The 25,258-nt window shown below is 70.5% G+C and carries 24 protein-coding genes; 6 read left to right on the forward strand and 18 right to left on the reverse strand.

The features are described from left to right. Positions 1-42: 42 nt before the first annotated feature. The 8 genes from pyrF to pyrR are packed head-to-tail and all read right to left on the reverse strand — an operon-like array spanning position 43 to position 10,085. A complete protein-coding gene (gene pyrF / locus ASG73_RS13000) occupies positions 43-909 on the reverse strand; it encodes an orotidine-5'-phosphate decarboxylase (RefSeq protein WP_055995846.1) in 867 nt (288 codons plus the stop codon). Continuing rightward, on the reverse strand, positions 906-1,886 hold the full coding sequence (locus ASG73_RS13005) for a dihydroorotate dehydrogenase (RefSeq protein ID WP_055995849.1): 981 nt from the start codon (positions 1,884-1,886) through the stop codon (positions 906-908). Before ASG73_RS13005 ends, pyrF begins: the two co-directional genes overlap by 4 nt. Then, on the reverse strand, positions 1,886-2,785 hold the full coding sequence (locus ASG73_RS13010) for a dihydroorotate dehydrogenase electron transfer subunit (RefSeq protein WP_055995852.1): 900 nt from the start codon (positions 2,783-2,785) through the stop codon (positions 1,886-1,888). The genes ASG73_RS13005 and ASG73_RS13010 overlap by 1 nt, the downstream gene beginning before the upstream one ends. Further along, complete coding sequence (gene carB / locus ASG73_RS13015) at positions 2,782-6,084, reverse strand: carbamoyl-phosphate synthase large subunit (protein WP_055995855.1); 3,303 nt, start codon at positions 6,082-6,084, stop codon at positions 2,782-2,784. Before carB ends, ASG73_RS13010 begins: the two co-directional genes overlap by 4 nt. Further along, positions 6,084-7,238: a glutamine-hydrolyzing carbamoyl-phosphate synthase small subunit gene (gene carA / locus ASG73_RS13020; protein ID WP_055995858.1), complete on the reverse strand. Its 1,155-nt coding sequence runs from the start codon at positions 7,236-7,238 to the stop codon at positions 6,084-6,086. Before carA ends, carB begins: the two co-directional genes overlap by 1 nt. Next, positions 7,235-8,536, reverse strand: coding sequence for a dihydroorotase (locus ASG73_RS13025; RefSeq protein WP_055995861.1), 1,302 nt, complete (start codon positions 8,534-8,536; stop codon positions 7,235-7,237). Before ASG73_RS13025 ends, carA begins: the two co-directional genes overlap by 4 nt. Beyond that, positions 8,533-9,507 (reverse strand): aspartate carbamoyltransferase catalytic subunit, encoded by a 975-nt coding sequence (locus ASG73_RS13030; protein WP_055995864.1) that lies wholly within the window; start codon positions 9,505-9,507, stop codon positions 8,533-8,535. The genes ASG73_RS13025 and ASG73_RS13030 overlap by 4 nt, the downstream gene beginning before the upstream one ends. After that, positions 9,504-10,085 (reverse strand): bifunctional pyr operon transcriptional regulator/uracil phosphoribosyltransferase PyrR, encoded by a 582-nt coding sequence (gene pyrR, locus ASG73_RS13035; protein ID WP_055995867.1) that lies wholly within the window; start codon positions 10,083-10,085, stop codon positions 9,504-9,506. The genes ASG73_RS13030 and pyrR overlap by 4 nt, the downstream gene beginning before the upstream one ends. A gap of 172 nt (positions 10,086-10,257) precedes the next feature. Between pyrR and ASG73_RS13040 the strand changes: the two genes are divergently transcribed. Genes ASG73_RS13040 through ASG73_RS13050 form a run of 3 tightly spaced genes read left to right on the forward strand, consistent with a single transcriptional unit; the run spans position 10,258 to position 12,858 of the window. Further along, positions 10,258-11,262 (forward strand): methionine ABC transporter ATP-binding protein, encoded by a 1,005-nt coding sequence (locus ASG73_RS13040; protein WP_055995870.1) that lies wholly within the window; start codon positions 10,258-10,260, stop codon positions 11,260-11,262. Beyond that, positions 11,259-11,954, forward strand: a complete 696-nt coding sequence (locus tag ASG73_RS13045; protein WP_055995873.1) for a methionine ABC transporter permease — start codon at positions 11,259-11,261, stop codon at positions 11,952-11,954. Before ASG73_RS13040 ends, ASG73_RS13045 begins: the two co-directional genes overlap by 4 nt. Before the next feature lie 55 nt (positions 11,955-12,009). Further along, positions 12,010-12,858 (forward strand): MetQ/NlpA family ABC transporter substrate-binding protein, encoded by an 849-nt coding sequence (locus tag ASG73_RS13050; protein WP_055995876.1) that lies wholly within the window; start codon positions 12,010-12,012, stop codon positions 12,856-12,858. 18 nt (positions 12,859-12,876) lie between these two features. Here ASG73_RS13050 and ASG73_RS13055 read toward each other — a convergent pair whose 3' ends face one another. From ASG73_RS13055 to ASG73_RS13075, 5 genes are all read right to left on the reverse strand, one after another. Then, on the reverse strand, positions 12,877-13,521 hold the full coding sequence (locus tag ASG73_RS13055) for an NUDIX hydrolase (protein ID WP_082567226.1): 645 nt from the start codon (positions 13,519-13,521) through the stop codon (positions 12,877-12,879). After that, on the reverse strand, positions 13,518-14,705 hold the full coding sequence (locus ASG73_RS13060; RefSeq protein ID WP_055995879.1) for an AI-2E family transporter: 1,188 nt from the start codon (positions 14,703-14,705) through the stop codon (positions 13,518-13,520). Before ASG73_RS13060 ends, ASG73_RS13055 begins: the two co-directional genes overlap by 4 nt. A gap of 10 nt (positions 14,706-14,715) precedes the next feature. Further along, positions 14,716-15,129, reverse strand: a complete 414-nt coding sequence (gene nusB, locus ASG73_RS13065; RefSeq protein WP_055995880.1) for a transcription antitermination factor NusB — start codon at positions 15,127-15,129, stop codon at positions 14,716-14,718. Then, on the reverse strand, positions 15,130-15,690 hold the full coding sequence (efp, locus tag ASG73_RS13070; RefSeq protein ID WP_055995882.1) for an elongation factor P: 561 nt from the start codon (positions 15,688-15,690) through the stop codon (positions 15,130-15,132). It abuts the gene before it with no gap. 86 nt (positions 15,691-15,776) lie between these two features. Continuing rightward, on the reverse strand, positions 15,777-17,030 hold the full coding sequence (locus tag ASG73_RS13075; protein ID WP_162253989.1) for an alpha/beta fold hydrolase: 1,254 nt from the start codon (positions 17,028-17,030) through the stop codon (positions 15,777-15,779). A 59-nt stretch (positions 17,031-17,089) separates the two neighbouring features. Between ASG73_RS13075 and ASG73_RS13080 the strand changes: the two genes are divergently transcribed. Next, positions 17,090-18,652, forward strand: coding sequence for an FMN-binding glutamate synthase family protein (locus ASG73_RS13080; protein ID WP_055996115.1), 1,563 nt, complete (start codon positions 17,090-17,092; stop codon positions 18,650-18,652). On the opposite strand, the gene ASG73_RS13085 is transcribed toward ASG73_RS13080, so the two are convergent. Together ASG73_RS13085 and ASG73_RS13090 are read right to left on the reverse strand one after the other, a co-directional pair. Continuing rightward, positions 18,645-19,448: a hypothetical protein gene (locus ASG73_RS13085; protein WP_055995888.1), complete on the reverse strand. Its 804-nt coding sequence runs from the start codon at positions 19,446-19,448 to the stop codon at positions 18,645-18,647. The genes ASG73_RS13080 and ASG73_RS13085 overlap by 8 nt on opposite strands. After that, on the reverse strand, positions 19,445-20,341 hold the full coding sequence (locus ASG73_RS13090; RefSeq protein ID WP_055995891.1) for an ABC transporter ATP-binding protein: 897 nt from the start codon (positions 20,339-20,341) through the stop codon (positions 19,445-19,447). The genes ASG73_RS13085 and ASG73_RS13090 overlap by 4 nt, the downstream gene beginning before the upstream one ends. A gap of 142 nt (positions 20,342-20,483) precedes the next feature. Here ASG73_RS13090 and ASG73_RS13095 point away from each other — a divergent pair, with 142 nt between their 5' ends. Together ASG73_RS13095 and ASG73_RS13100 are read left to right on the forward strand one after the other, a co-directional pair. Beyond that, the gene (locus ASG73_RS13095; RefSeq protein ID WP_055995894.1) at positions 20,484-21,692 is read left to right on the forward strand and encodes a sensor histidine kinase; all 1,209 of its coding nucleotides are present in this window, start codon (positions 20,484-20,486) and stop codon (positions 21,690-21,692) included. Beyond that, positions 21,689-22,375, forward strand: coding sequence for a response regulator (locus tag ASG73_RS13100; RefSeq protein ID WP_082567245.1), 687 nt, complete (start codon positions 21,689-21,691; stop codon positions 22,373-22,375). Before ASG73_RS13095 ends, ASG73_RS13100 begins: the two co-directional genes overlap by 4 nt. Positions 22,376-22,422: 47 nt before the next feature. On the opposite strand, the gene aroB is transcribed toward ASG73_RS13100, so the two are convergent. The 3 genes from aroB to aroC are packed head-to-tail and all read right to left on the reverse strand — an operon-like array spanning position 22,423 to position 25,240. Then, the gene (gene aroB / locus ASG73_RS13105) at positions 22,423-23,505 is read right to left on the reverse strand and encodes a 3-dehydroquinate synthase (RefSeq protein ID WP_055995897.1); all 1,083 of its coding nucleotides are present in this window, start codon (positions 23,503-23,505) and stop codon (positions 22,423-22,425) included. Continuing rightward, entirely contained in the window at positions 23,502-24,014 is a 513-nt protein-coding gene (locus tag ASG73_RS13110) for a shikimate kinase (protein ID WP_055995900.1), read from the reverse strand. Before ASG73_RS13110 ends, aroB begins: the two co-directional genes overlap by 4 nt. Beyond that, entirely contained in the window at positions 24,011-25,240 is a 1,230-nt protein-coding gene (gene aroC, locus ASG73_RS13115; protein WP_055995903.1) for a chorismate synthase, read from the reverse strand. Before aroC ends, ASG73_RS13110 begins: the two co-directional genes overlap by 4 nt. Positions 25,241-25,258 lie beyond the last annotated feature (18 nt).

Raw genomic sequence — 25,258 nt, forward strand, 5'->3', positions numbered from 1 at the left:
GGGACCTCCGAAGGAGCGGGTGGTGGGTATCGGCTCACCATCTCACGAGGCGGTGATGGCAGCGACCTCCGTCGCCACCACCCGCGCACGGTCGCGCAGGGCAGCGACACCAGGACCGGCCCGCAGGACATCGCGGCTGCTGCTGGCCAGCACCTGGGGCAGCGCCCCGGCGAAGACCGAGCGCACATCGGCAGCGGTCGCGCCCTGTGCGCCCAGACCGGGCGCAAGGACCGGGCCGGCCATGCCGGGCAGGTCCACACCGAGGTCCCGTACTGCCGAGCCCACGGTCGCGCCCACGACGAGACCGACGCTCCCGAGCTCACCGCGTCCGCGGGCCTCGGCGTTGTCGACGCCGGCGTCATCGGCGATAGCTCCGGCCACGGAGCGCCCGTCGGCCAGCCGGGCGTGCTGGACCTGAGCGCCCTCGGGGTTGGAGGTCAGGGCCAGGACGAAGACCCCACGACCGGTCGCGTGCGCCAGGTCGATGGCCGGGCGCAGCGAGCCGTAGCCGAGATAGGGGCTGAGCGTGATCGCGTCGGCCGCAGCCGGCGCATCCTTGCCCAGGAAGGCCTCGCCATAGGCGTCGACGGTCGTGCCGATGTCGCCGCGCTTGACGTCGAGGACAGTGAGGGTGCCCGCGTCACGCAGATCGGTCAGGGCCCGCTCGAGGAGGGCCACCCCCTTCGCCCCGAAGACCTCGAAGAAGGCCGACTGTGGCTTGACCGCGGCCACGGCCCCGCCGAAGGCCTCGACACAGGTCATGGTGAACCGCTCGACGCCGGCGAGGTCATAGGTCAGTCCCCACGACTCGACGAGCCCGCGGTGCGGGTCGATGCCCGCGCAGAGCGGACCGTGCTGCCCCATCGCCGCCTGCAGTCGCGCGCCGAAGGGCACGGTGTCGATGCTCATGGGACGAACCTCTCGTGGGCGATACCGGTGACTTCGGACAGACGGGTGAAGCCGCGCTCGGCGATCAACGTCTCGAGCTCGCGTCCCACCCGCTCGGGTGCCGTCGGGTCGTTGAAGGCAGCCGTCCCCACCTGGATCGCGCTGGCACCGGCGGCGATGAGCTCGAGGGCATCACGACCGTGCCGCACTCCCCCGACGCCCACGATCGGCGCGGTCTTGATCCGCCCGGCACGCATCGCGCCGGCGACCTGCCACACCGCTCGCACGGCCATCGGCCGGATGGCCGGGCCGGACAGTCCGCCGGTGGCGGCGACGAGGTGCGGACGCAACCGGTCGACGTCGATGGCCACGCCCAGCGTGGTGTTGATCATCGTCAGCCCGTGGGCTCCGGCCTTGAGGACGGTGTCGGCGATCCCGACGATGTCGGTGACATCGGGGCTGAGCTTGGCGAGCATCGGCAGGCCTCGCGGGACCTCCTCACGCACCAATGTCATGACCTTGTGCGAGCTCGCCGGGTCGCAGGCGAAGACGAGCCCGCGGTTGGCGACATTGGGGCAGGAGATGTTGACCTCGATGGCCGCCACGGCGCTGGCGTACCTGCTGCGCACGATCGTCCTGGCCACGGTGGCGAACTCCGACGCAGTGCTCCCGGCGATGGACACCACGACCCGGGCGCCGATCGAGTGCAGCCAGGCCAGGTCCTCCTCGACGAAGGCCTGCACTCCCGGTCCCTGCAGACCGATGGAGTTGAGCATCCCGGACGGCGTCTCGGCCATGCGGGGCGTGCCCCGGCCGGACACCGGCTGGGCCTTGACCGACTTGGTGACGAAGGCACCGAGCTGCGCGATGTCGATGAAGCGGTGCATCTCACGGCCGTTGGCGGCGCACCCGCTCGCCGTCATCATCGGGTTGGGCAGGCGGACTCCAGCCAGGTCGACGGACATGTCCACGGCCGAAGGGGGTGACAGCGCAGTCATCAGCGCACCTCCTTGGGTGCACCGACGGCATCGGCCGGCACCCGGCACAGTCCGTCGTCGAAGGCCTCCCAGCGCACCCGGTCGCCCCGGAAGACAGGGCCCTCCAGGCAGCTGCGGACCATCTTGGTGGTGCCGTGCTGATCGGCCACGGGCATGACGCAGGTCATGCAGATCCCGACACCGCAGGCCATGGCCTCCTCGACCGCGACCTGCGCGACGATGCCGTGGTCGGAGGCGATCGCGCTCATCGAGCGCAGCATGCCCATCGGTCCGCACCCGTAGAGCACGCCTGCGCCGGTGCGCGCGATGAGGTCCGGCAGGACGTCGGAGACCCATCCCTTGGTCCCCGCGGACCCGTCATCGGTGGTCACGGTGACCCCGTCGGCGACCCGGCGGGCCTCGACGACACCGAAGAGCCGGTCGGCCGAGGCCGCACCGAGGACGATCTCGACGGGGCAGTCGCGCTCACGCAGCTGCTCGGCGAGCCAGAAGAGCGGGGCGGAGCCGTAGCCACCGCCGACGAGGATGCACGGGACCGGCTGCGACGGGAGGGGGAAGCCCTTGCCCAGCGGCCCGATGACGCTGACGCTCTCGCCGGCCTCGAGGCGGGTCAGCTCCTGGGTGCCGGGCCCGGCGGCTGCCACGACGATCTCGGTCGTGGCGCCGTAGGTCCCGGCAGGGCTGACCCGGTGGATCGAGAAGCTGCGGCGCAGCAGCATCGAGCTCGTACCGTCACCGACCGACAGGGCCACGAACTGCCCCGGTCGGGCGATCTCGGGCAGGCCGGGCGTCACGAGCGTCAGGTGCCGGTAGGCACCCACCGCCGTGTTGCCGAGCACCTCGGCGTCGACCTGGACGACCCCGGATCCCTCGCGAGCCGCGATGGTGCGTGCGGTCACCGGCCCACCCCGTACAGGTCGAGGTCGCGTGCGTGCTCCTGCAGGGGCTTGACCCGCAGCTCGCCGTTGATGCGTGCCTCGATCGACTGCACCGCTGCACCGAGCTGCTGGACCGTGGTGACGATCGGCTTGTCCATGGCCGTCGTCGCGGCCCGGATCGCGTAGCCGTCGGCCCGGGCGTTCTGCCCGGAGGGAGTGTTGAAGACGACATCGATCTCGCCCGCGAGGATCCTGTCGACGACGCTCTCCTCGCCCTCGGCCCGCTCCGAGTGCTTGGTGACGACCTCGCACTCGATCGCGTTGCGGCGCAAGACGTCTGCGGTGCCCTGCGTGGCCAGGATCGTGAAGCCGAGGTCAGCCAGGCGCTTGATCGGGAAGATCATCGCCCGCTTGTCCCGGTTGGCCACCGAGACGAAGACCCGCCCGGTCGTCGGCAGACCGCTCGAGAGGGACCCGAGCTGGCTCTTGGCGAAGGCGGCGCCGAAGTCGGCGTCGATGCCCATGACCTCACCCGTGGAGCGCATCTCGGGACCGAGCAGCGAGTCGACGACGTCGCCCTCCTTGGTCCGGAAGCGCTTGAAGGGCAGCACGGCCTCCTTGACCGACATCGGCGCGTGCGCGGGCATCGAGCCGCCGTCAGCGTGGCGCGGCAGCATCCCTTCGTCCTTGAGCTCGGCGATGCTCGTGCCGAGCATGACGCGAGCCGCGGCCTTGGCCAGGGGCACGCCCGTGGCCTTCGCGACGAAGGGGACGGTGCGCGAGGCGCGCGGGTTGGCCTCCAGCACGTAGAGGACGTCCTGGGCGAGGGCGAACTGGACATTCATCAGGCCGCGGACACCGATGCCCTCGGCAAGGGCGAGAGTCGCCTCGCGCACCCGCTGCAGCTCCGAGGTGCCGAGGGTCGCCGGCGGCAGGGTGCAGCTCGAGTCGCCGGAGTGGATGCCGGCCTCCTCGATGTGCTCCATGATCCCGCCGAGGTACATCTCCTTGCCGTCGTAGAGGGCGTCCACGTCGATCTCGATGGCGTCGTCGAGGAAGCGGTCGACGAGGATCGGGTGCTCCGGGCTGGCGATGGCCGCCCGGGTGACGTACTCCGAGAGGGTGGCGTCGTCGTAGACGATCTCCATGCCCCGCCCACCGAGGACATAGGACGGGCGGACGAGGACCGGGTAGCCGATCTCGCGGGCGATCTCGACGGCCTCCTCCGCGCTGAAGGCGGTGCCGTGCTTGGGGGCGTTCAGGCCCGCCTCGTGGAGCACCCGGCCGAAGTGGCCGCGGTCCTCGGCGAGATCGATCGCCTCGGGCGAGGTGCCGACGATCGGCACACCGGCGGCCTTGAGCGCAGCCGCCAGGCCGAGCGGGGTCTGCCCGCCGAGCTGGACGATGACGCCCGCGATCGGACCGGCCTTGGTCTCCGCGTGGATGACCTCCAGGGCGTCCTCGAGGGTCAGCGGCTCGAAGTACAGCCGACTGCTCGTGTCGTAGTCCGTCGAGACGGTCTCGGGATTGCAGTTGACCATCACGGTGTCGTAGCCGGCATCGCGCAGGGCGAAGCTGGCGTGGACGCATGAGTAGTCGAACTCGACGCCCTGGCCGATGCGGTTGGGCCCGGAGCCGAGGATGATCACGGCCGGACGCTCACGCGGCTCGACCTCGGTCTCCTCGTCGTAGGAGCTGTAGTGGTAGGGCGTGCGAGCGGCGAACTCCGCAGCGCAGGTGTCGACCGTCTTGTAGACCGGGCGCACCCCGAGGGCGTGGCGCACACCGCGCACCACGGCCTCGTCCATCCGGCGCAGCCGGGCGATCTGGGCATCGGAGAAGCCGTGCCGCTTGGCCAGGCGCAGCACCTGCGGGTTGAGCTCGTCGGCGTCGTGCACCTCTTGGGCGATGGAGTTGATCAGCGCCAGCTGGTCGAGGTACCAGGGGTCGATCTTGGTGGCCTCGAAGGCCTCCTCGACCGACACTCCGGCACGCATGGCCTGCTGCACCTGCACGATGCGCCCGTCGGTGGGCGTCCGCGCGGCCTCGATGAGCGCGCGGCCCTCCTCGATCGTGGGCTGGTCGCCGTCCCAGTGGAAGGTCGCGTCCTTGCGCTCGGCGGAGCGCAGCGCCTTCTGCAGCGCCTCGGTGAAGTTGCGGCCGATGGCCATCGCCTCGCCGACGGACTTCATCGTCGTCGTGAGGGTCGGGTCGGCGGCCGGGAACTTCTCGAAGGCGAAGCGCGGCACCTTGACGACGACGTAGTCCAGGCTCGGCTCGAAGGCGGCCGGGGTCTCCTGGGTGATGTCGTTGGGGACCTCGTCGAGGGTGTAGCCGATGGCCATCTTGGCGGCGATCTTGGCGATCGGGAAGCCGGTGGCCTTCGACGCCAGCGCCGAGGAGCGCGAGACGCGCGGGTTCATCTCGATGACGATCATCCGGCCGTCGCTCGGGTCGATGGCGAACTGGATGTTGCAGCCACCGGTCTCGACACCGACCTCGCGGATGACGGCGATGCCGACGTCACGCATCCGCTGGTACTCGCGGTCGGTGAGGGTGAGCGCGGGCGCGACGGTGATGGAGTCGCCGGTGTGGACACCGACGGGGTCGAAGTTCTCGATCGAGCAGACGACCACGACGTTGTCGGCCGTGTCACGCATGACCTCGAGCTCGTACTCCTTCCAGCCCAGGATCGACTCCTCGAGGAGCACCTCCGTCGTCGGGCTGTACTGCAGGCCCTGACCGGCGATGCGGCGCAGGTCCTTCTCGTCGTAGGCGAAGCCGGAGCCGAGACCGCCCATGGTGAAGGAGGGGCGCACGACGACCGGGTAGCTCAGCTCCTCGGCGGCCGCGACACACTCCTCCATCGTGTGGCAGATGAGCGACCTGGCCGACTCGGCGCCACAGCGCTCGACGACGCCCTTGAAGCGCTCGCGGTCCTCACCGAGCTCGATCGCCTCGACGCTGGCGCCGATGAGCGGGCAGTTGTACTTCTCGAGGATCCCGGCCTCGTGCAGCGCGATGGCCGCGTTGAGCGCGGTCTGCCCACCGAGGGTGGCCAGCACCGCGTCGGGGCGCTCACGCTCGATGATCTTCTCGATCACCTCAGGGGTGATCGGCTCGATGTAGGTCGCGTCCGCGAACTCGGGGTCGGTCATGATCGTCGCGGGGTTGGAGTTGACCAGGATGACCCGGATCCCCTCCTCGCGCAGCACGCGGCAGGCCTGGGTGCCCGAGTAGTCGAACTCGCAGGCCTGTCCGATGACGATCGGCCCGGAGCCGATGACGAGAACGCTGGTGATGTCGTCGCGCTTGGGCATCAGGCCTGGGTCTCCTTGGTGCTGGCAGCCAGCAGATCGGTGAAGCGGTCGAAGAGGTAGGCGGCGTCGTGCGGGCCGGCCGCCGCCTCCGGGTGGTACTGGACGGAGAAGGCGAGCAGGCGTCCGCCGTCGTCATGGAGCTCCAGCCCCTCGACGACGTCGTCGTTGAGGCACACGTGACTCACGCTCGCGCTGCCGAAGGGGGTCTGCGTCACCTCGTCGAGCGGGGCGTCCACGGCGAAGCCGTGGTTGTGCGCGGTCACCTCGACCTTGTTGGTCGTCCGGTCGAAGACCGGCTGGTTGATCCCGCGGTGGCCGTACTTCAGCTTGTAGGTGCCGAAGCCGAGCGCCCGCCCGAAGAGCTGGTTGCCGAAGCAGATGCCGAAGTAGGGCAGACCGGCCCGCAGGGCCTCCTGCAGGAGGGCGATCTGGTCACCGGCCGTGGCCGGGTCACCCGGGCCGTTGGAGAAGAAGAGCCCGTCCGGACCGACGGCCAGCACCTCCTCCAGGGTCGCGGTGGCAGGCAGGACGTGCACCTCGATGCCGCGCTCGGCCAGCCGCGTCGGGGTCATCGTCTTGATCCCGAGGTCGATCGCCGCGACGGTGAACCGCTTGTCCCCCTTCGCCTCGACGACATAGGCCTCGGTGGTGCTCACCTGGGCCGCCAGGGCGGAGCCGGCCATCTCGGGTGCGGCCTGCACCCGCTGCAGCAGGGTGGCCTCGTCCGCGAGGGCGTCCCCGGAGAAGATGCCCACGCGCATGGCGCCGCGCTCACGCAGGTGGCGGGTGAGGGCGCGGGTGTCGATGCCGGCGATGCTCACGATGCCCTGCCCGGTCAGCTCCTCCTCGAGCGAGCGACGCGATCGCCAGTTGCTCGGTCGGATCGCGGGGTCGCGCAGGACGTACCCGGCGACGTGGATGCGGGAGGACTCGTCGTCCTCGTCGTTCCACCCGGTGTTGCCGACGTGGGGCGAGGTCATGACGACGACCTGCCCGCGGTAGCTGGGGTCGGTGAGCGTCTCCTGGTAACCGGTCATGCCGGTGGAGAAGACCGCTTCACCGACGGTCTCGCCGACGGCGCCGTAGGCGGTTCCGGAGAAGGTCCGCCCGTCCTCGAGGACGAGGACCGCTGGGGTGGTGCTGTGCTGACTCAATTGATGACCTCTCCATCGGTGGCCGTGACGCGGCCGCGCAGGATCGTCGTACGGACAGCCCCGGTGAGGGTGTGCCCGGCGAAGGGGGTGTTGCGGGACAGTGACTGCGAGGCGGACGGGTCGACGGTGACCCGGGCGCTGGTGTCGACGAGCACGAGGTTGGCAGGAGCGCCCACCTCGATCGCCCGTCCGTGGTCGGTGAGCCCGGCGATGCGAGCAGGTGCGTGGGACATCCGCTCGGCGAGCGTGACCAGATCGGTCCGCCCCGACGTGACCATGACGTCATGGACGACGGAGAAGGCGGTCTCCAGCCCGAGCATGCCGAAGGCCGCATCGGGGAAGGCGTGCTCCTTGTCGTGCCGGGCGTGCGGAGCGTGGTCGGTCGCGACGGCATCGATCGTCCCGTCGGCCAGGGCCGCGCGCAGCGCCTCGACGTCCTCTGCGGGCCGCAGCGGCGGGTTGACCTTGTAGACGGGGTCGTAGCCGGTGAGCAGGTCGGTCGTCAGGACGAGGTGGTGCGGGGTGACCTCTGCGGTGATCCGGGCCCCGCGTCGCTTGGCCCAGCGCACGGCCTCCACGCCCTCGGCGGTCGAGACGTGGGCGACGTGCACCCGGGAGCCGGTGTGCAGCGCCAGCTCGGCGTCGCGGGCGATGATGCTCGACTCGGCGACGGCCGGCCAGCCGGTCAGCCCGAGCCGGCCGCTCACCTCACCCTCGTGGCAGCAGGCGGCCGGGCCGGCGAGCGCCGGGTCCTGGCTGTGCTGGGAGATGACCCCGTCGAAGGCCCGCACGTACTCCAGCGCCCGGCGCATGACACGGGCGTCGTGGACGCAGCGTCCGTCGTCGGAGAAGACCCGCACCCGGGCCCGCGAGCGGTGCATCAGCCCGAGCTCGGCGAGCTCGGCGCCCTCGAGCCCCTTGGTCACCGAACCGATCGGCTGCACATCGCAGTGACCCGCAGCGACCCCGAGGTCGAGGACGCGCTCGGCGGACTCTGCGGTGTCGGTGACGGGGTTGGTGTTGGCCATGGCCAGGACGGCGGTGAAGCCACCGGCCGCAGCGGCGGCGGAGCCGGTGCGCACCGTCTCCGCGTCCTCACGGCCCGGCTCGCGCAGGTGCGTGTGCAGGTCGACCAGGCCAGGGAGCAGGGCGAGCCCGTCGGCCTCGAGACGCTCGACGTCCGCAGGGGCGTCGGTGGCTGCGTCGGCGCCGAGCGCGGCGATGACGCCGTCCCGGACCAGCAGGTCGGTTGCCCGGCCACCCAGCGGTGAGGCGCCGGTGATCAGCAGGTCGCTCATGCGGCGCCCCCTTCGTCGGTCAGGCCGGAGGCCAGCAGGTGGTAGAGGACGCTCATCCGCACGGCGACACCGGCGCTCACCTGGTCCAGGACCAGGCTGCCGGCGGCGTCGGCCGCGTCCGCGGCGATCTCCAGGCCCCGGTTCATCGGGCCGGGGTGGCAGATGACCGCCTCGGGGTTGACTGCGGTGAGCGCGGCCAAGCGGTCGCGGGTCAACCCGTACCCGACCGTGTACTCGCGAGCCGTGGGGAAGAACCCGCCGGCCATCCGCTCGCGCTGCACCCGCAGCATCATCAGTGCGTCGACCCCGGAGTCGATGACCTCGTCGAGGTCGTTGCTCAGGGTGAAGCCGTCCGACTCCGCCCAGCGCGCTGCGCCGCTCGGCATCAGGGTCGGCGGGGCCACGACCGTGACCTCGGCGCCCAGGCGCGGCAGCGACAGGACATTGGAGCGGAAGACCCGGCTGTGCGTGACGTCACCGACGATGGCGATGCGCTTGCCCTCGAGGGTGCCGAGCCGGCGTTGCAGCGTGTAGGCGTCCAGGAGGGCCTGCGTGGGGTGCTCGTGCGTGCCGTCACCGGCGTTGATCACGCCGGCGCGCACGCCCGACTCGTCGAACCAGCGGGCGACCTGGTGGGCAGCGCCGGAGGCCTGGTGACGCATGACGATGGCGTCCACACCCATGGCCGCGATGGTGCGCACGGTGTCGCGGAGGGACTCCCCCTTCGACGTCGAGGACCCCTTGCCGGTGATGTTGATCGTGTCGGCGCTCATCCACTTGCCGGCGATCTCGAAGGAGCTGCGGGTGCGGGTCGAGTCCTCGAAGAAGAGGTTGATGATCGTGCGGCCACGCAGGGTCGGCAGCTTCTTGACCTCGCGGTACTGCACGTCGTGCATCTCGGCAGCAGTGTCGAGGACGGCGCGCAGGTCGGCGTCGCCGAGGTCCGCGATGGACAGCAGGTGGCGGTTCATCGGGGGTCACCGCCGGAGATCGTCACGGAGTCGTCGACGTCGTCGTGACCCGTGAGGCGCACGGTGACCCGTTCCGCCTGGGAGGTCGGAAGGTTCTTGCCCACGTGGTCGGCGCGGATCGGCAGCTCGCGGTGGCCACGGTCGACGAGGACCGCCAACCGCACGGCCCGCGGCCGGCCGTAGTCGGCCAGCGCATCGAGCGCCGCCCGCACGGTGCGCCCGGAGTAGAGGACGTCGTCGACGAGGACGACGACCCGGTCGTCGACCCCGGAGGGCGGGAAGTGGGTCTGCTGGGGCGCCCGCATGGGGCGGTCGCGCAGGTCGTCGCGGTACATGGTCACGTCGAGGGACCCGACGGGCACCGAGGCGCCCTCGATCTCGGTGATCAGGACGGCGAGGCGTTGGGCGAGCTCGACGCCGCGGCTGGGGATGCCGAGCAGGACGACGTCCTGGGCTCCCTTGTTGCGCTCGACGATCTCGTGGGCGATGCGGCGCAGGCCTCGCGCGACGTCAGAGGTGCTCATGACCTCGCGGGCGGGTGGCTGGGGTGTCCCCTCAGCGGATGTCTCCGGACACATGGGTGTCTCAAGACCTCCTTCTCTGCCTCACAGGACAGCGGTTAAAGGATGTCGGTCGCGACGACTGTACCGCTCGACCCCCGAGCAGCTCGAACTCATCTCACCCGAAGGAGACGCAATAGACATATGAACGTTTTGCTTATGGCAGGTATAACTTCTTATTATCTAACTCGTGACCGAGACACCACCACTTCTCCGCCTGAGCGGCCTGCGCAAGGAGTTCCCCTCCTCGCGCGGCCCCGTCGTCGCCCTCGAGGACATCACCCTGTCCATCGCCCGCGGCTCGATCCACGGCATCGTCGGTCGCTCCGGCGCCGGCAAGTCCACCCTCATCCGCTGCCTCACCGGCCTCGAGCGGCCGACCGCCGGAACCGTGGACCTCGACGGCACCGACATCCCGGCGCTCACCGGCGACGAGCTGCGCGCGGTCCGCCGCCGCTTCGGCATGGTCTTCCAGCATGCCAACCTGCTCGACTCGCGATCCGCCGCGGACAACATCGCTCTCCCGCTGGAGATCGCGGGCTGGTCGGCCGGCGAGCGACGCGCCCGCGTCGCCGAGCTGCTCGACCTCGTCGGCCTCACCGACCGCGCGGACAACCACCCGGGCCAGCTCTCCGGTGGACAGCAGCAGCGCGTCGGCATCGCCCGCGCCCTGGCGACCCGCCCCGACATCCTGCTGTGCGACGAGCCGACCTCGGCACTGGACGCGGCGACGACCCGCCAGATCCTCGGTCTGCTGCGTGACCTGCGCGAGCGACTCGGCATCACCGTCGTGATCATCACCCACGAGCCCTCGGTCGTCCGCGAGGTGTGCGACACCGTCACCCTGCTGGCCGACGGCACCGTCGTGGAGACCGGCGCCATCAGCGACGTGGTCGCCGATGCGACCGGACAGCTCCACCGGGACCTCGTCCCCCTTCCGCCCCTGCCGCTGGAGCACGACGGCGGCTACGTCGAGGTCGCCCTGGGAGACGCGCGCTCGGGCACCACGAGCGTTGACGCGGTCCTGGCCCTCCTGCGCGAAGGGGGTGTGCCCGCCGAGGTCGCCGCGGCCACCCTCGAGACCATCGGCGGACGCCGGGTCGGACGCATCCAGCTCGAGGTGGACCCGACGCGCACCCAGGAGGCGGTCCGGCTCCTGCAGGCCGCCCACCTCTCCCCGGAGGTCGCCGCATGATCGCCCTCACCACCCTGGCGGCCGAGGGCCGCTGGTTCGACAACCCGATCATCCAGCAGGCCGTGCCGACCGCCATCTGGGAGACCCTCGCGATGACGGTCGTCGCCGGCATCCTCACCGCGCTCCTGGGGATCCCCCTCGGCGTGCTGCTCTTCACCACCTCCCCCGGCGGGACCGCACCCAGCGCCTTCCTCAACCGCGCGGTCGGGGCCGTCGTCAACATCGGGCGGTCGCTGCCCTTCCTCATCCTGATGATCTCGATCATCCCCTTCACCCGCCTGGTCGTCGGGACCTCCATCGGCTGGCAGGCGGCGGTCGTGCCGCTGACCGTCGGGGCCATCCCCTTCTACGCCCGGCTCGTCGAGACCTCGCTCCGGGAGGTGTCGGCCGGCAAGGTCGAGGCCGTGACGATGATGGGCGCCAGTCGCGGCGAGATCACCCGCAAGGTGCTGCTCCCCGAGGCCCGTTCTGGCCTCGTCGCCGGGCTCACCACCACAGTCATCGCCCTCATCGGCTACACCGCCATGGCTGGCGCCGTCGGGGGCGGCGGGCTCGGCGCGGTCGCCATGAGCTACGGCTACAACCGCTTCGAGTCCGACGTGATGATCGTCTGCGTCGTGCTCCTCGTCGTCATCGTGACGATCGTCCAGGTGATCGGCGACCTCGTCGCCCGCCGCCTCGACCGCCGCTGACCCGCACGACGCCACCGCACCACCAGCCACCGCACCACCACTCGAAAGGACACCCATGTCCACCTTCCGCTCCACGACCCGCGCCGCCGCGGTCATCATCGTCACCTCGCTCGGCCTCTCGGCCTGCGGACTGGCGAAGGGTGACTCCGAGGGCCCCGCGGCCGACGACAAGGGCATCACCACGATCACCGTCGGCGCCTCCCCGACACCGCACGCCAAGATCCTCGAGTACGTCGACAAGGAGCTGGCTCCCGCGGCCGAGCTCGACCTCGACATCAAGACCTTCGACGACTACATCCAGCCCAATGTCCAGCTCTCCGAGGGCACGCTCGACGCGAACTACTACCAGCACCTCCCCTACTACGAGGAGCAGGTCACCGACCGTGGGTACGACTTCGCGCACTTCACGGGCATCCACATCGAGCCCTTCGCGCTCTACTCGGACAAGGTCAAGGACGTCAAGGACCTGAAGTCCGGCGCCCAGATCGGTGTCAACAACGACCCGTCCAACCAGGGTCGGGCCCTGCAGCTGCTGGCGGACAACGGCGTCATCACCCTCAAGGACGGCAAGGACGCGACCAACGCGACGATCTTCGACGTCAAGGACAACCCGAAGAAGCTGACGTTCAAGGAGACCGACCCGGCCCAGCTGGCTCGCTCCCTGCAGGACCTCGACGCCGCCGTCATCAACGGCAACTACGCCATCGAGGCGGACCTGTCGACCAAGGACGCGCTCATCGTCGAGGACGGCAAGGACAGCCCGTACGCCAACTTCCTCGCCGTGCAGAAGGCCAACGAGAACAACCCCGGCCTGAAGAAGCTCGACGAGCTGCTCCACTCCCCCGAGGTCAAGGCCTACATCGAGAAGACCTGGCCGGGCGGCGAGGTCCTGCCCGCCTTCTGATCCCACTGGGCGAGGGGCTCACTGACGACGGCGGGGGCGCCCTTCGGCTCGGTCGTCGCGCACCCCGGTGATGACCGGCTGCAGCGCCATGACCTTCGCCAGCGTGCCGAGGTCCCGCAGCTCCTCCAGGAGGACCCTGGTCGGCGTCATCAGGCGGAGGTCACCGGCAGCGTGATCGGCCAGCAGCGAGGCGACGGACTCCCAGCGCGAGTCCACCGCCTCGCTCGTCTGGTGGACCGGCTGCGGCCCCGCGCGCTCGACCGGCAGGACGAAGAAGGCCACGTCGAAGCGCTTGGGTGCCCTCTCGGGCGTCACCCAGGAGTCCCACGGATGCAGGTCGGCCGGGTTCGCGATGTACCCGGTCTCCTCGGCGAGCTCCCGCACGCCGGTGGCCAGGCGGGTGCGCGCGCGCAGCTGCGCGTCGTCACTCGGTCCGTCGAGGTCGGACCAACGACGCACGTGGTCGGCCACGACCTCCTCGGGCAGGGGCAGCTGCGCTCCCAGTGCCTCGTCGGCAGGGTCGCACCGTCCGCCGGGGAAGACCACGACGCCGGCAGCGAAGTCCATGGTCAGCTGGCGGTGCTGGACGAAGACCTCCAGCCCCTCCCCTGCGTCACGAAGGGGGATGACGCTTACGGCGGGCCTCGCCGGAACCGGAGTCACTCGGCGACCGCGGCCTCGTCGTCGAGCGACTCGGCCACGTCCTCGCCCTCGTCGGACTCCGCCTCGACGTCGTCGGCGGTGATGATGCCCGCCTTGAGGTTGGCCTGCTCGCTGAGATAGCGCAGGATCACCGCCGCGACGGCCGCGACGGGCACCGCGAGGAAGGCGCCCACGATGCCGAAGATCGTGCTGCCGACCGCGACGGACAGCAGGATGATCCCGGCGTGCAGCTGCATCGACCGCCCCTGCAGCATGGGCGAGAGGACATTGCCCTCGAGCTGCTGCACCGCGATGATCAGGATGAGGACGAAGAGCGCGGTCATCGGGCCCTGCGCGACCAGGGCCACGAGGACGGACAGGAAGCCGACCGCGAAGGCACCGACGATCGGGATGAACCCACCGAAGAAGGTGAGGATGGCCAGCGCGAAGGCCAGCGGCACACCGAGCAGGGCCAGACCGGTGCCGATGAGCACCGCGTCGACCGCGGACACCAGGGCCTGGGTGCGGATGAACCCGCCGAGCGTGTTCCATGACCGAGTGGCCACCTCGGTGAGGTGCTGACCGGTCCGCTCGCCCGAGACCCGGCGGACGAAGGGGAGGAACTGCGGCCCGTCCTTGATGAAGAAGAAGACGAGCACCAGCACGAGCACGAGGGTCACGATGCCCGAGCCGACCGCAGAGGCACCGGCGAGCGCACCGGAGGCGATCTGGCCGCTCTGGTCCTGCAGCCACGTCGTGGCGGACTTGACCGCGTCGTTGATCGTCGCGCTGTCGAGGTTGAAGGGCGCCTGGGCAGCGCGGTCCTGCAGGTCGGTCAGCCCCTTGCTCGCCTGGCTGGCCAGATCACCCGACTGGCTGACGAGGGACGGAGCGATCGCACCGAGCACACCGAAGAAGACCACCAGAGCACCGATGATCACCAGGGCCGCGGCGAGCGCGGCGGGCACGCCCTTGCTGCGCAGCCACCGGGTCGGGGGCCACAGGACGGTCGCGACGATCAGCGCCAGCAGGACGGGGAAGACCCCGACCCAGAGCTTGGCCAGCAGCCACCAGATGATGAAGGCACCTGCCGCGACGAGCAGCAGCCGCATCGACCATCGCGCCAGCCAGGCGATTCCGTCGCCGATGACAGCGCCACGGTCGGGGGTGTGCGGGGTGGGTCGTGCATCGGGCGTCGTGCTCACGGGCAACTCCTCAGACAAGAGTGGGCTTGACCTCGACGATGCGGCCCAGGAGGCCGTTGACGAACTTCGGGGACTCGTCGGTGCTCAGCTCGGTGGCCAGGACCACGGCCTCGCTGACGGCGACCTCGTCGGGGACGTCGTCGCTGAAGAGGATCTCCCAGGTGCCAAGGCGCAGGATCGCGCGGTCGACGTCGGGCATCCGGTCCAGCGTCCAGCCCTGGCTGTAGGTGGTCAGGGCGTCGTTGATGTCATTCCAGTTCGCGACCACGCCCGTCACCGCGGTCACGGTGTACTCGTTGAGCGGAGCCGGGGTCACCGGGGTGACCGCGCGATCGCGCGCGAGGTCACCGGCGTTGAGCCCGCGCGACTCCGCCTCGAAGAGCAGGTCGACGGCCCGTCGACGTGCCTTGGTGCGTGCTCCCACTCAGCTCACTCGACCGAGGTAGGAGCCGTCGCGGGTGTCGACCTTGACCTTGGTGCCCTGCTCGAGGAAGAGCGGCACAGCGATCTCGGCGCCGGTCTCGAGCGTGGCGGGCTTGGTACCGCCGGTCGAGCGGTCGCCCTGCAGGCCGGGCTCGGTGTAGGTGATCTCCAGGACCACGGAAGCCGGCAGCTCGACGTAGAGGACGGTGCCGTCGTGACGGGCGATGACCGCTTCCTGGTTCTCGAGCATGTACTTGGCGGCATCACCGACGACCTCGGGCGGGACCGGGATCTGGTCATAGGTGTCGCCGTCCATGAAGACGTAGTCCGTGCCGTCGTGGTACAGGTACTGCATGTTGCGCTTGTCGACATTCGAGGTCTCGACCTTGGTGCCGGCGTTGAAGGTCTTGTCGATCGTCTTGCCGCTGGTGACATTCTTCAGCTTGGTGCGGACGAAGGCCGGGCCCTTGCCCGGCTTGACGTGCTGGAACTCCACGACGCTCCAGAGCTGGCCATCGATGTTGAGGACCATGCCGTTCTTGAGGTCATTCGTCGTTGCCACGTGTGTGCTCGCCTTCGCATTGTCATGTCGTCTGGTCGGTCCGTTACTGCTGCTGCGCCGTGGGCGCGCGCGGGCCGCCATGCATCCTAACCGGCGAGCGCCCCGGACACCCACGCATTCACTGTCGGCGCGCTCTCACGGAGCATGGAGATGTGGTCTGCCCCCGGCACCCGCGCGTACTCGACGTCGGCGCCCTGCTTCGTGTACTGCTCGACGAGACGATCGCTCAGCATCATCGGCACGGTGGTGTCCTGCGTCCCCTGGACGATGAGCACGGGGACGTGCGGGTGCACCTCGGCGGCGTCATTGGTCCCGACCGTGCGCCGGATCCGGGACAGGTCGGCGCCGTCGCGCACGAAGTCGTCCAGGGTCATCCCACCGAAGGAGTCCTGCGCGAAGAGCTCGGCGATGCACCTCGTCTCCAGCTGTGGCAGCAGCTTCAGCCCAGCCGGGCTGACGAGGTCCTCGACCGGCACCTCGGACGTGCGAGCGGCGGAGACGATGAGCGGTCCGAGGAATGCCGCGCCGGAACCCGCCTCGGCGGCAGCTGCCTTCTCCTTCTCGCTGGCACCGAGCACCGTGGAGCTCCCGGTCATCTCGACCACGGCGCCGAGCTGACTCGGAGGCGCGAGCGCCACGATGCCCCTCAGCTCCAGCCCTGGCGAGTAGGCATCGGTGAACCTGCTGGTGAAGAGCGCCGCCTGCCCACCCTGGGAGTGGCCCATGGCCACCCACCGGGCCGACAGGTTCGAGGAGAGCTCATGGGCGGCCAGGACGATGTCCGTCATGGCCGCCCCGGCCGACTGGCCCATCAGGTAGGGATGTGGCCCCGGAGTGCCCAGGCCCTCGTAGTCGGTCCGCACCACGGCGTACCCGTCGTCGACGAGGTCGGCGGTGGTCTGATCCATCGAGGCGGTGTAGACGCCCGTCTGCTGGTCGACGAGCGAGCGTGAGGGCGCGCAGTCGTCGGCCATCCCGGTCGTGCCGTGCCCCCAGCTGATGACCGGCCAGCCACCCTCCGGTGGGTCCCCCGTGGGCACCGAGACCACCCCGGACACGGCGACGGGCTCCCCCTTCGCGCTGGTGGAGCGGTACATGACCACATGGGTGGTGCCACCGATCGTCGGACCGTCGACCACCCGACGAGACCAGATGAGGCTCCCGTGGCGGTCGGCCGACAGCTGCTGCGCCGTGACCTCGTAGAAGGCAGCTCCGGGGGGACCGCTCGGCGTGCCGGCGCCCTCCTCGCCTCGGTTCGCGCTCCACACGAGCAACGCCGCGACCACCGCGATCACCAGGACCACGGCCACGAGGATCCTCCGGCGGGGACGTGAGCTCATCGAGGTCAGCACACCACCCATCCTCGCAAAGCCCTCGTGTTGGAGGCAGTATGGCGGGCATGAAGTCGACGTCCGCCCTCGCTCTGCTCGCCGCCGGGACCGCCGGCCTCGCCGCCCGGGACCTCCTGCAGAAGCAGCACTCGCTCAAGCGCAACTTCCCGGTCCTCGCCAATGCCCGCTACCTCCTCGAGAAGATCGGGCCCGAGCTGAGGCAGTACATCGTCACGAGCAATGACGAGGAGCGTCCCTTCAGCCGGGACCAGCGCTCGTGGGTGTACGCGTCGTCGAAGATGGAGAACAACTACGTCGGCTTCGGCACGGACAACGACGTCGAGCGGGTCGAGGGCTACCCGATCTTCAAGCACCGCACCTTCTCCGACGTCTCGGCCTCGACCCCGACCCACCACGGGGAGGAGACCCCGCTCCCCTGCGCCAAGGTGCTGGGCGCGGCTCGTGGGCGACGTCATGCCTTCCGGCCGGAGTCGGTCGTCAACATCTCCTCGATGAGCTTCGGCTCGCTCTCGGGCAACGCGGTCCACGCCCTCAACGAGGGCGCCCGCCTCGCCGGGTGCATGCAGCTGACGGGCGAGGGCTCCCTCTCCCCGTACCACCGGCAGGGTGGCGACCTGATCTTCCAGATCGGTACGGCCTACTTCGGCTGCCGCGACGACGAGGGTCGCTTCGACCTGGCCAAGCTCCAGGCCGTCGTCGAGTCCGCACCGGTGAAGGCGATCGAGATCAAGCTCAGTCAGGGTGCCAAGCCCGGCCTCGGTGGCATGCTGCCCGCTGCCAAGATCTCGCGCGAGATCGCCGAGACCCGTGGCATCCCGCAGGGCGAGGACTGCGCGAGCCCCTCCCGCCACACGGAGTTCGACGACATCGACTCCATGCTGGACTTCGTCGAGCTCCTGGCGGCGGAGACCGGGCTGCCCGTGGGCATCAAGTCGGCCGTCGGGGACCTGACCTTCTGGGAAGACCTCGCCGAGGCCATGGCCGACGGGTCTCGTGGCGTCGACTTCATCGCCATCGACGGCGGCGAAGGGGGGACCGGCGCGGCTCCCCTCGTCTTCACCGATGCGGTGGCCCTGCCCTTCCGCCTGGCCTTCACCCGCGTCTACGCGATCTTCGCGAAGGCCGGTCTCACCGACCGGGTCGTATGGGTCGGCTCCGGCAAGCTCGGCCTGCCGGAGAATGCGCTCGTCGCCTTCGCGCTCGGCGTCGACATGGTGCACGTGGCCCGTGAGGCGATGCTCGCCGTCGGCTGCATCCAGGCGCAGCAGTGCCACACCGACCACTGCCCCACCGGGGTCGCCACGCAGAACCAGTGGCTCGCGCGCGGTCTCGACCCGACCCTCAAGGCGCAGCGCGTCAACAACTACATCCGCACCCTGCGCCGCGACCTGCTCAAGGTGTCGGAGGCCTGTGGTGTCTGGCACCCGGGTCTGCTGACGGTCGGTGACGTGGACCTGCTGCTGGGCAACCGCAAGGCGACAGCGCTGGGCGAGGTCTACGACTACGAGCCCGGTTGGGGCCGGCTCGGTGAGGAGGACGCGGCCGCCATCATCGAGCTGATGAGGCGGACCGCGCCCTCGGGCGAGGACGAGGTGGTCCCGGCTACTTGATCTCGCGGGTGAGGATCCGGTAGCTGCCGATCACGAGCGGCAGACCGACCCACATCGCGAAGCTCGTGGCCAGCTGCGCCCAGCTCTCCCCGGTCATGGTCCCCTCCGTGAGCGGCCCGGTGACGAGGTTGAGGTCGAGCCAGCTCGCGACATCCGACATCCGCTCGATCATCGCGGTGAGGATCGTCCACACCGTCGGCAGCGCGAGGCTCGCCACGATGGCGATCGGGGTGTTGAGGAAGGCCGCACCGAAGGCGACACCCTGCAGGGTGAAGATCAGCGCGGTGAGGACCACGCCGGCGAGCGAGATCCCGGTCAGGGTGAACTCTCCTGCGGAGACCAAGGTCGCCAACGCGGCAGCAGTCCCGCCTGCAGCCAGCAGGACGAGGCACAGGACGAGCGCGGCCGCGACCTTGGCGGCGATGATCCGCCCTCGTCGGGGCACGAGGGTGAAGGTCGCCAGACCGGTCCGCTGGCTCCACTCCTGGGTCGCGGACATGATGCCCATGATCGGCAGCAGCATCATCAGCGGCATCGTGATGAAGCCGAGGAAGGTCGGGTACCGGTGATCCTGCTCCTGCCCCCAGATGACCAGACCGCCGGCGACGAGGAAACCGACTCCGGCCATGGTGATGAGCATCCACAGTCCGGCGCGGGTGTCGACCATCTTGCGCACCTCGATGGTGACGAGTCGCACGAAGGGCACCCGGTCACCGGACACGTCGACGGGTGGTCGCGCGGCGCTCGACGACGTGGCCTGCGATGCGGACTCGGTGGGTGCGGTGGCGGTGCTCATGCGGCAATCCCCTCTCGGGACTCGGCGGCGGTCAGGGTGAGGAAGAGCTCCTCGAGGCCGCCGGCGGAGCCGGAGGCGAGGTCGGTGAGGACGACGCGGGCATCGAGCGCGATGCGGCCGACGGCCTCGCTGCTCGTCTGGGCGAGCAGCCCGGCGGGACTCGAGGTGACCTCGATGCCTGCTCGGGTCAGTGCATCGGCGAGCGCCGCGTCATCGGTGGACCGCACGCGGGTGCCCTGCTGCTGGAGCAGCTCCTCGACGGTGCCCTCGGCGACGATGCGGCCGCCCCCGATGATGACCAGCTCGTCGGCGACGATCTGCACCTCGGACAGCAGGTGCGAGGACAGCAGGACCGTGCCGCCGCGGTCGGCGAAGCCACGCAGCAGCCCGCGCATCCAGTGGATGCCCTGCGGGTCCAGACCGTTGGCCGGCTCGTCGAGGATCAGCACCTCGGGATCACCGATGAGTGCAGCGGCCAGGCCGAGACGCTGACGCATGCCGAGCGAGTAGTTGCGCACTCGCCGACCGGCCTCCTTGTCGGTGAGGCCGACGGTGGCCAGCCCCTGGGTGACTGCGCTCGGTCCGACACCGATGGTCCTGGCGGCGAGGGACAGGACCTCCTTGCCGGTGCGTCCCGGGTGCTGGGCGGAGGCGTCCAGCATGACGCCGACATGGCGCCCGGGGTTGGGCAGCTCCCGGTACCGGCGGCCGAGGACGAGCGTCTCACCGGAGGTCGGCGGCGTGAGCCCGGTCATCATCCGCATCGCGGTGGACTTGCCGGCGCCGTTGGGGCCGAGGAACCCGGTGACGCTGCCCGGGCGGGCCGTGAAGGAGATGTCGTGGACGGCGGTGAAGTCGCCGTACCGCTTGGTGAGGTCGGTGGCCGTGATCATGCCCCAACGATGCGTCGTGGGAGGCGACGTGGGCATCGGCCGCAGGTCGTGAACCCACCTACGACTTTGGGAGGGGGCTGCTCCCCGAGAGCCCGACCTGTGGCGGATGCCGGTTCGGTCGCCTGCCACCTACGGTTGGGGCGTGACCTCCACCCCAGCTCTCGACGAGCGGCTCCCGGACCGGCTGACGTGGTGGGACACCACGTGGCGGGTGGGCGTGGCCCTCCTGCTCGGCCTGGTGTTCTGGGTCTTCACCGCGGCGCTCCTCTTCCCCGACCCCGACCAGGAGCCGGAGACCTGGCGTGGACTCTGGCTCATCCTCGTCGACCCGCTCCTGGGGCTGATCGCCGCAGGGTGCCTGCTGCTCCGCCGGCGCTGGCCCGTCACCATCACGGCCGTGACGACGGTGCTGACGGCTGCCTCGACCGTGGCCGCCGGCGCGCAGACCATCGCCCTGACGTCACTGGCCACGCGTCAGCGCTGGCGCGAGATCCTCCCGATGGGCGCGCTCACCGTGGCCGCCGGCCTCTTCTCCGCGCGCATCATCTACCCCGAACCCGGACCCGGCTCCCTGCCGCTGTGGATCGAGGGCCTGGTCAACGTGCTCGTCGTGGGCATCATCGTCGCCGTCGGGTACTCCATCGGCTCACGGCGCGCCCTCGTGCGCTCCTGGGTGCAGCGGGCCCAGACGGCGGAGTCCGAGCAGCGCGCCCGGGTGGCCCAGGCACAGACGGCCGAACGCAGCCGGATCGCCCGGGAGATGCACGACGTGCTCGCGCACCGCATCTCGCTGGTGACGATGCACTCCGGTCTCCTCAGCTATCGACCCGACCTCCCCGAGGACGAGCGCCGGGCCGCCATCACGGCCATCGACACCAACGCACGAGCCGCGTTGACGGACCTGCGTGAGGTGCTTGGCGTGCTGCGAGAGGACGCGGGGGGCTCCCCCCTTCGCCCGCAGCGCACTCTCGCCGACCTACCGGAGCTGCTCGACGACGCGCGGTCCGCGGGCACCAGGGTCAACCTCACCGAGGGTGGGCCGGATCTGACGACCCTCCCGGAGACGACGAGCCGGACGGCCTATCGCGTCATCCAGGAGGGCCTGACCAATGCCCGCAAGCATGCACCCGGCGCCACGGTGGTCATCCACCTCGCCGGCCGGTCCGGTGGCGGGCTCGAGGTGACGGTCACCAACCCGAGCTCCCTGAGCCGCGATGCGCGCCCCGTCCCCGGTGCGGGGGTCGGGCTGCTCGGCCTGTCCGAACGCGTGAGCCTGGCGGGTGGACGGATGGAGCACGGCTGGCGTGACGACCAGCACCGGCTGAAGGTGTGGCTACCGTGGGCCCCGTGAGCACCCCGAGCAACGACCCGATCTCGGTCGTCCTCGTCGATGACGACCCGATGGTGCGCACCGCGCTGTCGATGATCCTCGGGGGCGCGCCGGAGATCACGGTCGTCGCCCAGGCGCCGGATGGTCGGCAGGGCCTGTCGGTCATCGCCGAGCACTCCCCCGATGTCGTCCTCATGGACATCCGGATGCCGCGGATGGACGGGTTGGCCGCCACCGACGCGCTGGTCCGCAGCGGGTCGTCGAGCAAGGTCATCATCCTCACGACCTTCGACGCCGACGACGACGTGATGCGGGCCCTGCAGCACGGCGCGGACGGCTTCCTGCTCAAGGACACTCCTCCGGACCGGCTGGTCGAGGCGGTCCGTCTCGTGGCCGCGGGGCAGTCGATCCTCTCCCCCAGCGTCACGGCGTCAGTGCTCAGCTCCGTGCGGGCGAGCGGCGGCTCCGGGTCAGGTGCATCTCGTGACGAGGCCCGGGCCAGACTGGCTGCACTCACCGATCGCGAGCTGGAGGTCGCCAGAGCCGTCGGCTCGGGCCTGTCCAATGCGCAGATCTCCGGCCAGCTCTACCTCAGCGTGGCGACGGTCAAGGCGCATGTCGGCCGCATCCTCGACAAGCTGGACGCGGACAACCGGGTGCAGGTGGCCATCGCCGTGCACGAGGCCGAGCTCGACGCCCCCTGACCGTGCATTGCCATAGGGCAATGCACGGTCAGGTCGTGGTGGCCGGGTCAGGCCAGGGCGGCGTAGGCCTCGCGCAGCAGCGACTCGTCGGGACCCTCGAGGCGGCCGGGCTCGGCGAGGCCGTCGAGGACGACGAAGCGCAGGGTCGCCCCGCGGGTCTTCTTGTCCCGGCGCAGCGCGACCAGCAGCTCGTCGAAGGTCGCCCGCGAGTAGGTCGTCGGCAGGCCGAGGAGTCCCAGGACGTACCGGTGACGCTCGAGGAGGGCGGCGTCGATCCGCCCGGTCCGGTGGGCGATCTCGGCGGCGTAGACCATGCCGATCGCCACGGCCTCGCCGTGCCGCATCCGATAGCCCTCGTGGTGCTCGATGGCGTGCCCGAGGGTGTGGCCGTAGTTGAGGATCTCGCGCAGGTGCGACTCGCGCAGGTCAGCGGCCACGACCGTGGCCTTGATGGCGATCTTGCGCTCGATGACCTCGCGCAGCGCGGCCGACCCGGGGTCCTGCACGGCCGACTCGTCCACCTCGACGATCTCGAGGATGCGCGGATCGGCGATGAACCCGCCCTTGACGACCTCGGCCAGCCCGGCCGACAGGTCCGCCGGCGGCAGGGTGCTCAAGTGGTCCAGGTCGCACAGGACCGCGGCCGGGGTGTGGAAGGCCCCGACGAGGTTCTTGCCCTCTGCGGTGTTGATCCCCGTCTTGCCTCCCACCGCGGCGTCGACCATGCCGAGCACGGTCGTCGGCACGTGGACGACGGCCACGCCGCGCAGCCACGCCGCTGCGGTCCAGCCACCGAGGTCGGTGACGCTGCCGCCACCGACAGCGACGACCGCGTCGCTGCGGGTGAAGCCGGCCTGCCCCATGGTCGCCCACAGGTCGGCGGCGACGGTGACGGTCTTGGCTGCCTCTGCGTCCGGGACCGCGGCGACATGAACCTCGAGCCCGGCGTCACGCAGGGCCGTCACCACGGGCGCCGCGAGTCGCGCCAGGGGCGCACCGTGGACGACGAGGACCCGGGCCACGCCCTGTGGGAGCACCTCGGCCACCCGGGCGGAGACCCCGTGGCCGACGAGCACGTCGTAGTCCTCCCCGACAGGGATGGCCGTCACATCGTCGGTCACGCCGCTCATGCATCCTCCAACCGGGACAGTGCCTCGGCGACGACGTCGTCGACCCCGCGCCCGGCGGTGTCCACCCGGTGGGTGGCCAGCGACTCGTAGGTCGGGCGACGGCTCTCCATGGTCTTGATCCAGCTCTGCCGGGGGTTGACCGACAGCAGCGGCCGGCTCTTGTCGAAGCCGATCCGCTTGGCGGCGTCAGCGATGCCGACGTCGAGGAAGAGCACGGTGTGTCCCTCCAGCGCCTCGGTCACTGCAGGGATCATCGGCGCGCCACCACCGAGCGCGAGGACGGTGCCGTCCTCACGGAGTGCATCGAGCACTGCGCGCTGCTCCGCCGCCCGGAAGTAGTCCTCGCCCGACTCGACGAAGAGGTCGGAGATGCTGCGCCCCTCCCGCTCCTCGACGAGGGCGTCGGTGTCGACGAGGCGTCGGCCGAGGCGCTCGGCCAGCCCTCGGGCGACCGTCGACTTGCCGACGCCGGGAGGACCGATGACGACGACGAAGGGAGCCCCGCTCACGCCTCCCACGTCCGCATGAGCTCGGGGATCGACTCGAGGTAGGACCGGTGGTTGCGGGCGGTCTCCGCGACCGAGTCACCGCCGAACTTCTCGACGCAGGCCTCCGCGAGGACGAGGGCGACCATCGCCTGGGCGACGACCCCGGCGGCCGGGACGGCACAGACGTCGGAACGCTGGTGGATGGCGGTCGCGGGGTCGGTGCCGGCCACGTCGACGGTCTCCAGGGCGCGCGGGACGGTGCTGATCGGCTTCATCGCGGCGCGCACGCGCAGCACGTCACCGGTACTCATCCCCCCTTCGGTCCCCCCGGCACGACCCGTGCGCCGGTGGATGACGCCGGCGGAGTCACGCTCCATCTCGTCGTGGGCCGCGGACCCGCGACGGCGGGCGGTGGTGAAGCCGTCACCGACCTCGACCCCCTTGATCGCCTGGATGCCCATGAGCGCGCCGGCCAGACGCGCATCGAGCCGCCGGTCCCAGTGGACGTGACTGCCCAGCCCGGGCGGCAGGTCGTAGGCCAGCACCTCGACGACGCCGCCGAGGGTGTCGCCGTCCTTCTTGGCCGCCTCGATCTCGGCCACCATCGCGTCGGTGCCCTCGCGGGTCATCGCGCGCACGGGGTTGGCATCGAGTGCGTCGACATCGTCGGGTGTGGGCAGCGGCCCGTCGGCGGGCGCCTCACCCTCACCGATGGCGACGGTGTGCGCGACGAGGCGGATGCCGTAGGCCTGCTCGAGGAAGCGCTCGGCGATCTCGCCGAGGGCGACGCGCGCCGCGGTCTCGCGCGCGGAGGCGCGCTCGAGGATCGGGCGGGCCTCGTCGAAGCCGTACTTCTGCATGCCCACGAGGTCGGCGTGCCCCGGACGCGGGCGGGTCAGCGGACGGTTGCGGGCGATCTCCTTGTCGGCGCCGATGTCGTCGGCGGCGGCCAGGGCCGCGCTCTCGACGGGGTCGGCACCCATGACCGTCTCCCACTTGGGCCACTCGGTGTTGCCGATCATGACGGCCAGCGGCGAGCCGAGGGTGCTCCCGTGACGTACCCCGCCGAGGAAGGTCACCTGGTCCTGCTCGAACTTCATCCGGGCGCCCCGGCCGTACCCGAGGCGGCGTCGGGCGAGAGCAGCAGCCACGTCCGAGGTCCTCACCTCGACCCCGGCGGGCAGCCCTTCGAGGGTCGCCACGAGGGCTTGGCCGTGCGACTCACCAGCGGTCAACCAACGCAACATGGGCGCAATCCTCGCACT

The sequence above is a fragment of the Janibacter sp. Soil728 genome, assembly GCF_001428305.1.
GTDB lineage: Bacteria > Actinomycetota > Actinomycetes > Actinomycetales > Dermatophilaceae > Janibacter.

Excerpts from the sequence above, each read along its gene's own strand:
- ASG73_RS13045 (WP_055995873.1), top strand. The coding sequence starts at position 11,259 with ATGATCGCCCTCACCACCCTGGCGGCCGAGGGCCGCTGGTTCGACAAC.
- ASG73_RS13030 (WP_055995864.1), bottom strand. The coding sequence starts at position 9,507 with ATGAACCGCCACCTGCTGTCCATCGCGGACCTCGGCGACGCCGACCTG.
- ASG73_RS13085 (WP_055995888.1), bottom strand. The coding sequence starts at position 19,448 with ATGAGCACCGCCACCGCACCCACCGAGTCCGCATCGCAGGCCACGTCG.
- ASG73_RS13005 (WP_055995849.1), bottom strand. The coding sequence starts at position 1,886 with ATGACTGCGCTGTCACCCCCTTCGGCCGTGGACATGTCCGTCGACCTG.
- carB (WP_055995855.1), bottom strand. The coding sequence starts at position 6,084 with ATGCCCAAGCGCGACGACATCACCAGCGTTCTCGTCATCGGCTCCGGG.
- ASG73_RS13075 (WP_162253989.1), bottom strand. The coding sequence starts at position 17,030 with ATGAGCTCACGTCCCCGCCGGAGGATCCTCGTGGCCGTGGTCCTGGTG.
- ASG73_RS13080 (WP_055996115.1), top strand. The coding sequence starts at position 17,090 with ATGAAGTCGACGTCCGCCCTCGCTCTGCTCGCCGCCGGGACCGCCGGC.
- ASG73_RS13025 (WP_055995861.1), bottom strand. The coding sequence starts at position 8,536 with ATGAGCGACCTGCTGATCACCGGCGCCTCACCGCTGGGTGGCCGGGCA.
- ASG73_RS13090 (WP_055995891.1), bottom strand. The coding sequence starts at position 20,341 with ATGATCACGGCCACCGACCTCACCAAGCGGTACGGCGACTTCACCGCC.
- pyrF (WP_055995846.1), bottom strand. The coding sequence starts at position 909 with ATGAGCATCGACACCGTGCCCTTCGGCGCGCGACTGCAGGCGGCGATG.
- pyrR (WP_055995867.1), bottom strand. The coding sequence starts at position 10,085 with ATGTGTCCGGAGACATCCGCTGAGGGGACACCCCAGCCACCCGCCCGC.
- aroB (WP_055995897.1), bottom strand. The coding sequence starts at position 23,505 with ATGAGCGGCGTGACCGACGATGTGACGGCCATCCCTGTCGGGGAGGAC.
- aroC (WP_055995903.1), bottom strand. The coding sequence starts at position 25,240 with ATGTTGCGTTGGTTGACCGCTGGTGAGTCGCACGGCCAAGCCCTCGTG.
- ASG73_RS13050 (WP_055995876.1), top strand. The coding sequence starts at position 12,010 with ATGTCCACCTTCCGCTCCACGACCCGCGCCGCCGCGGTCATCATCGTC.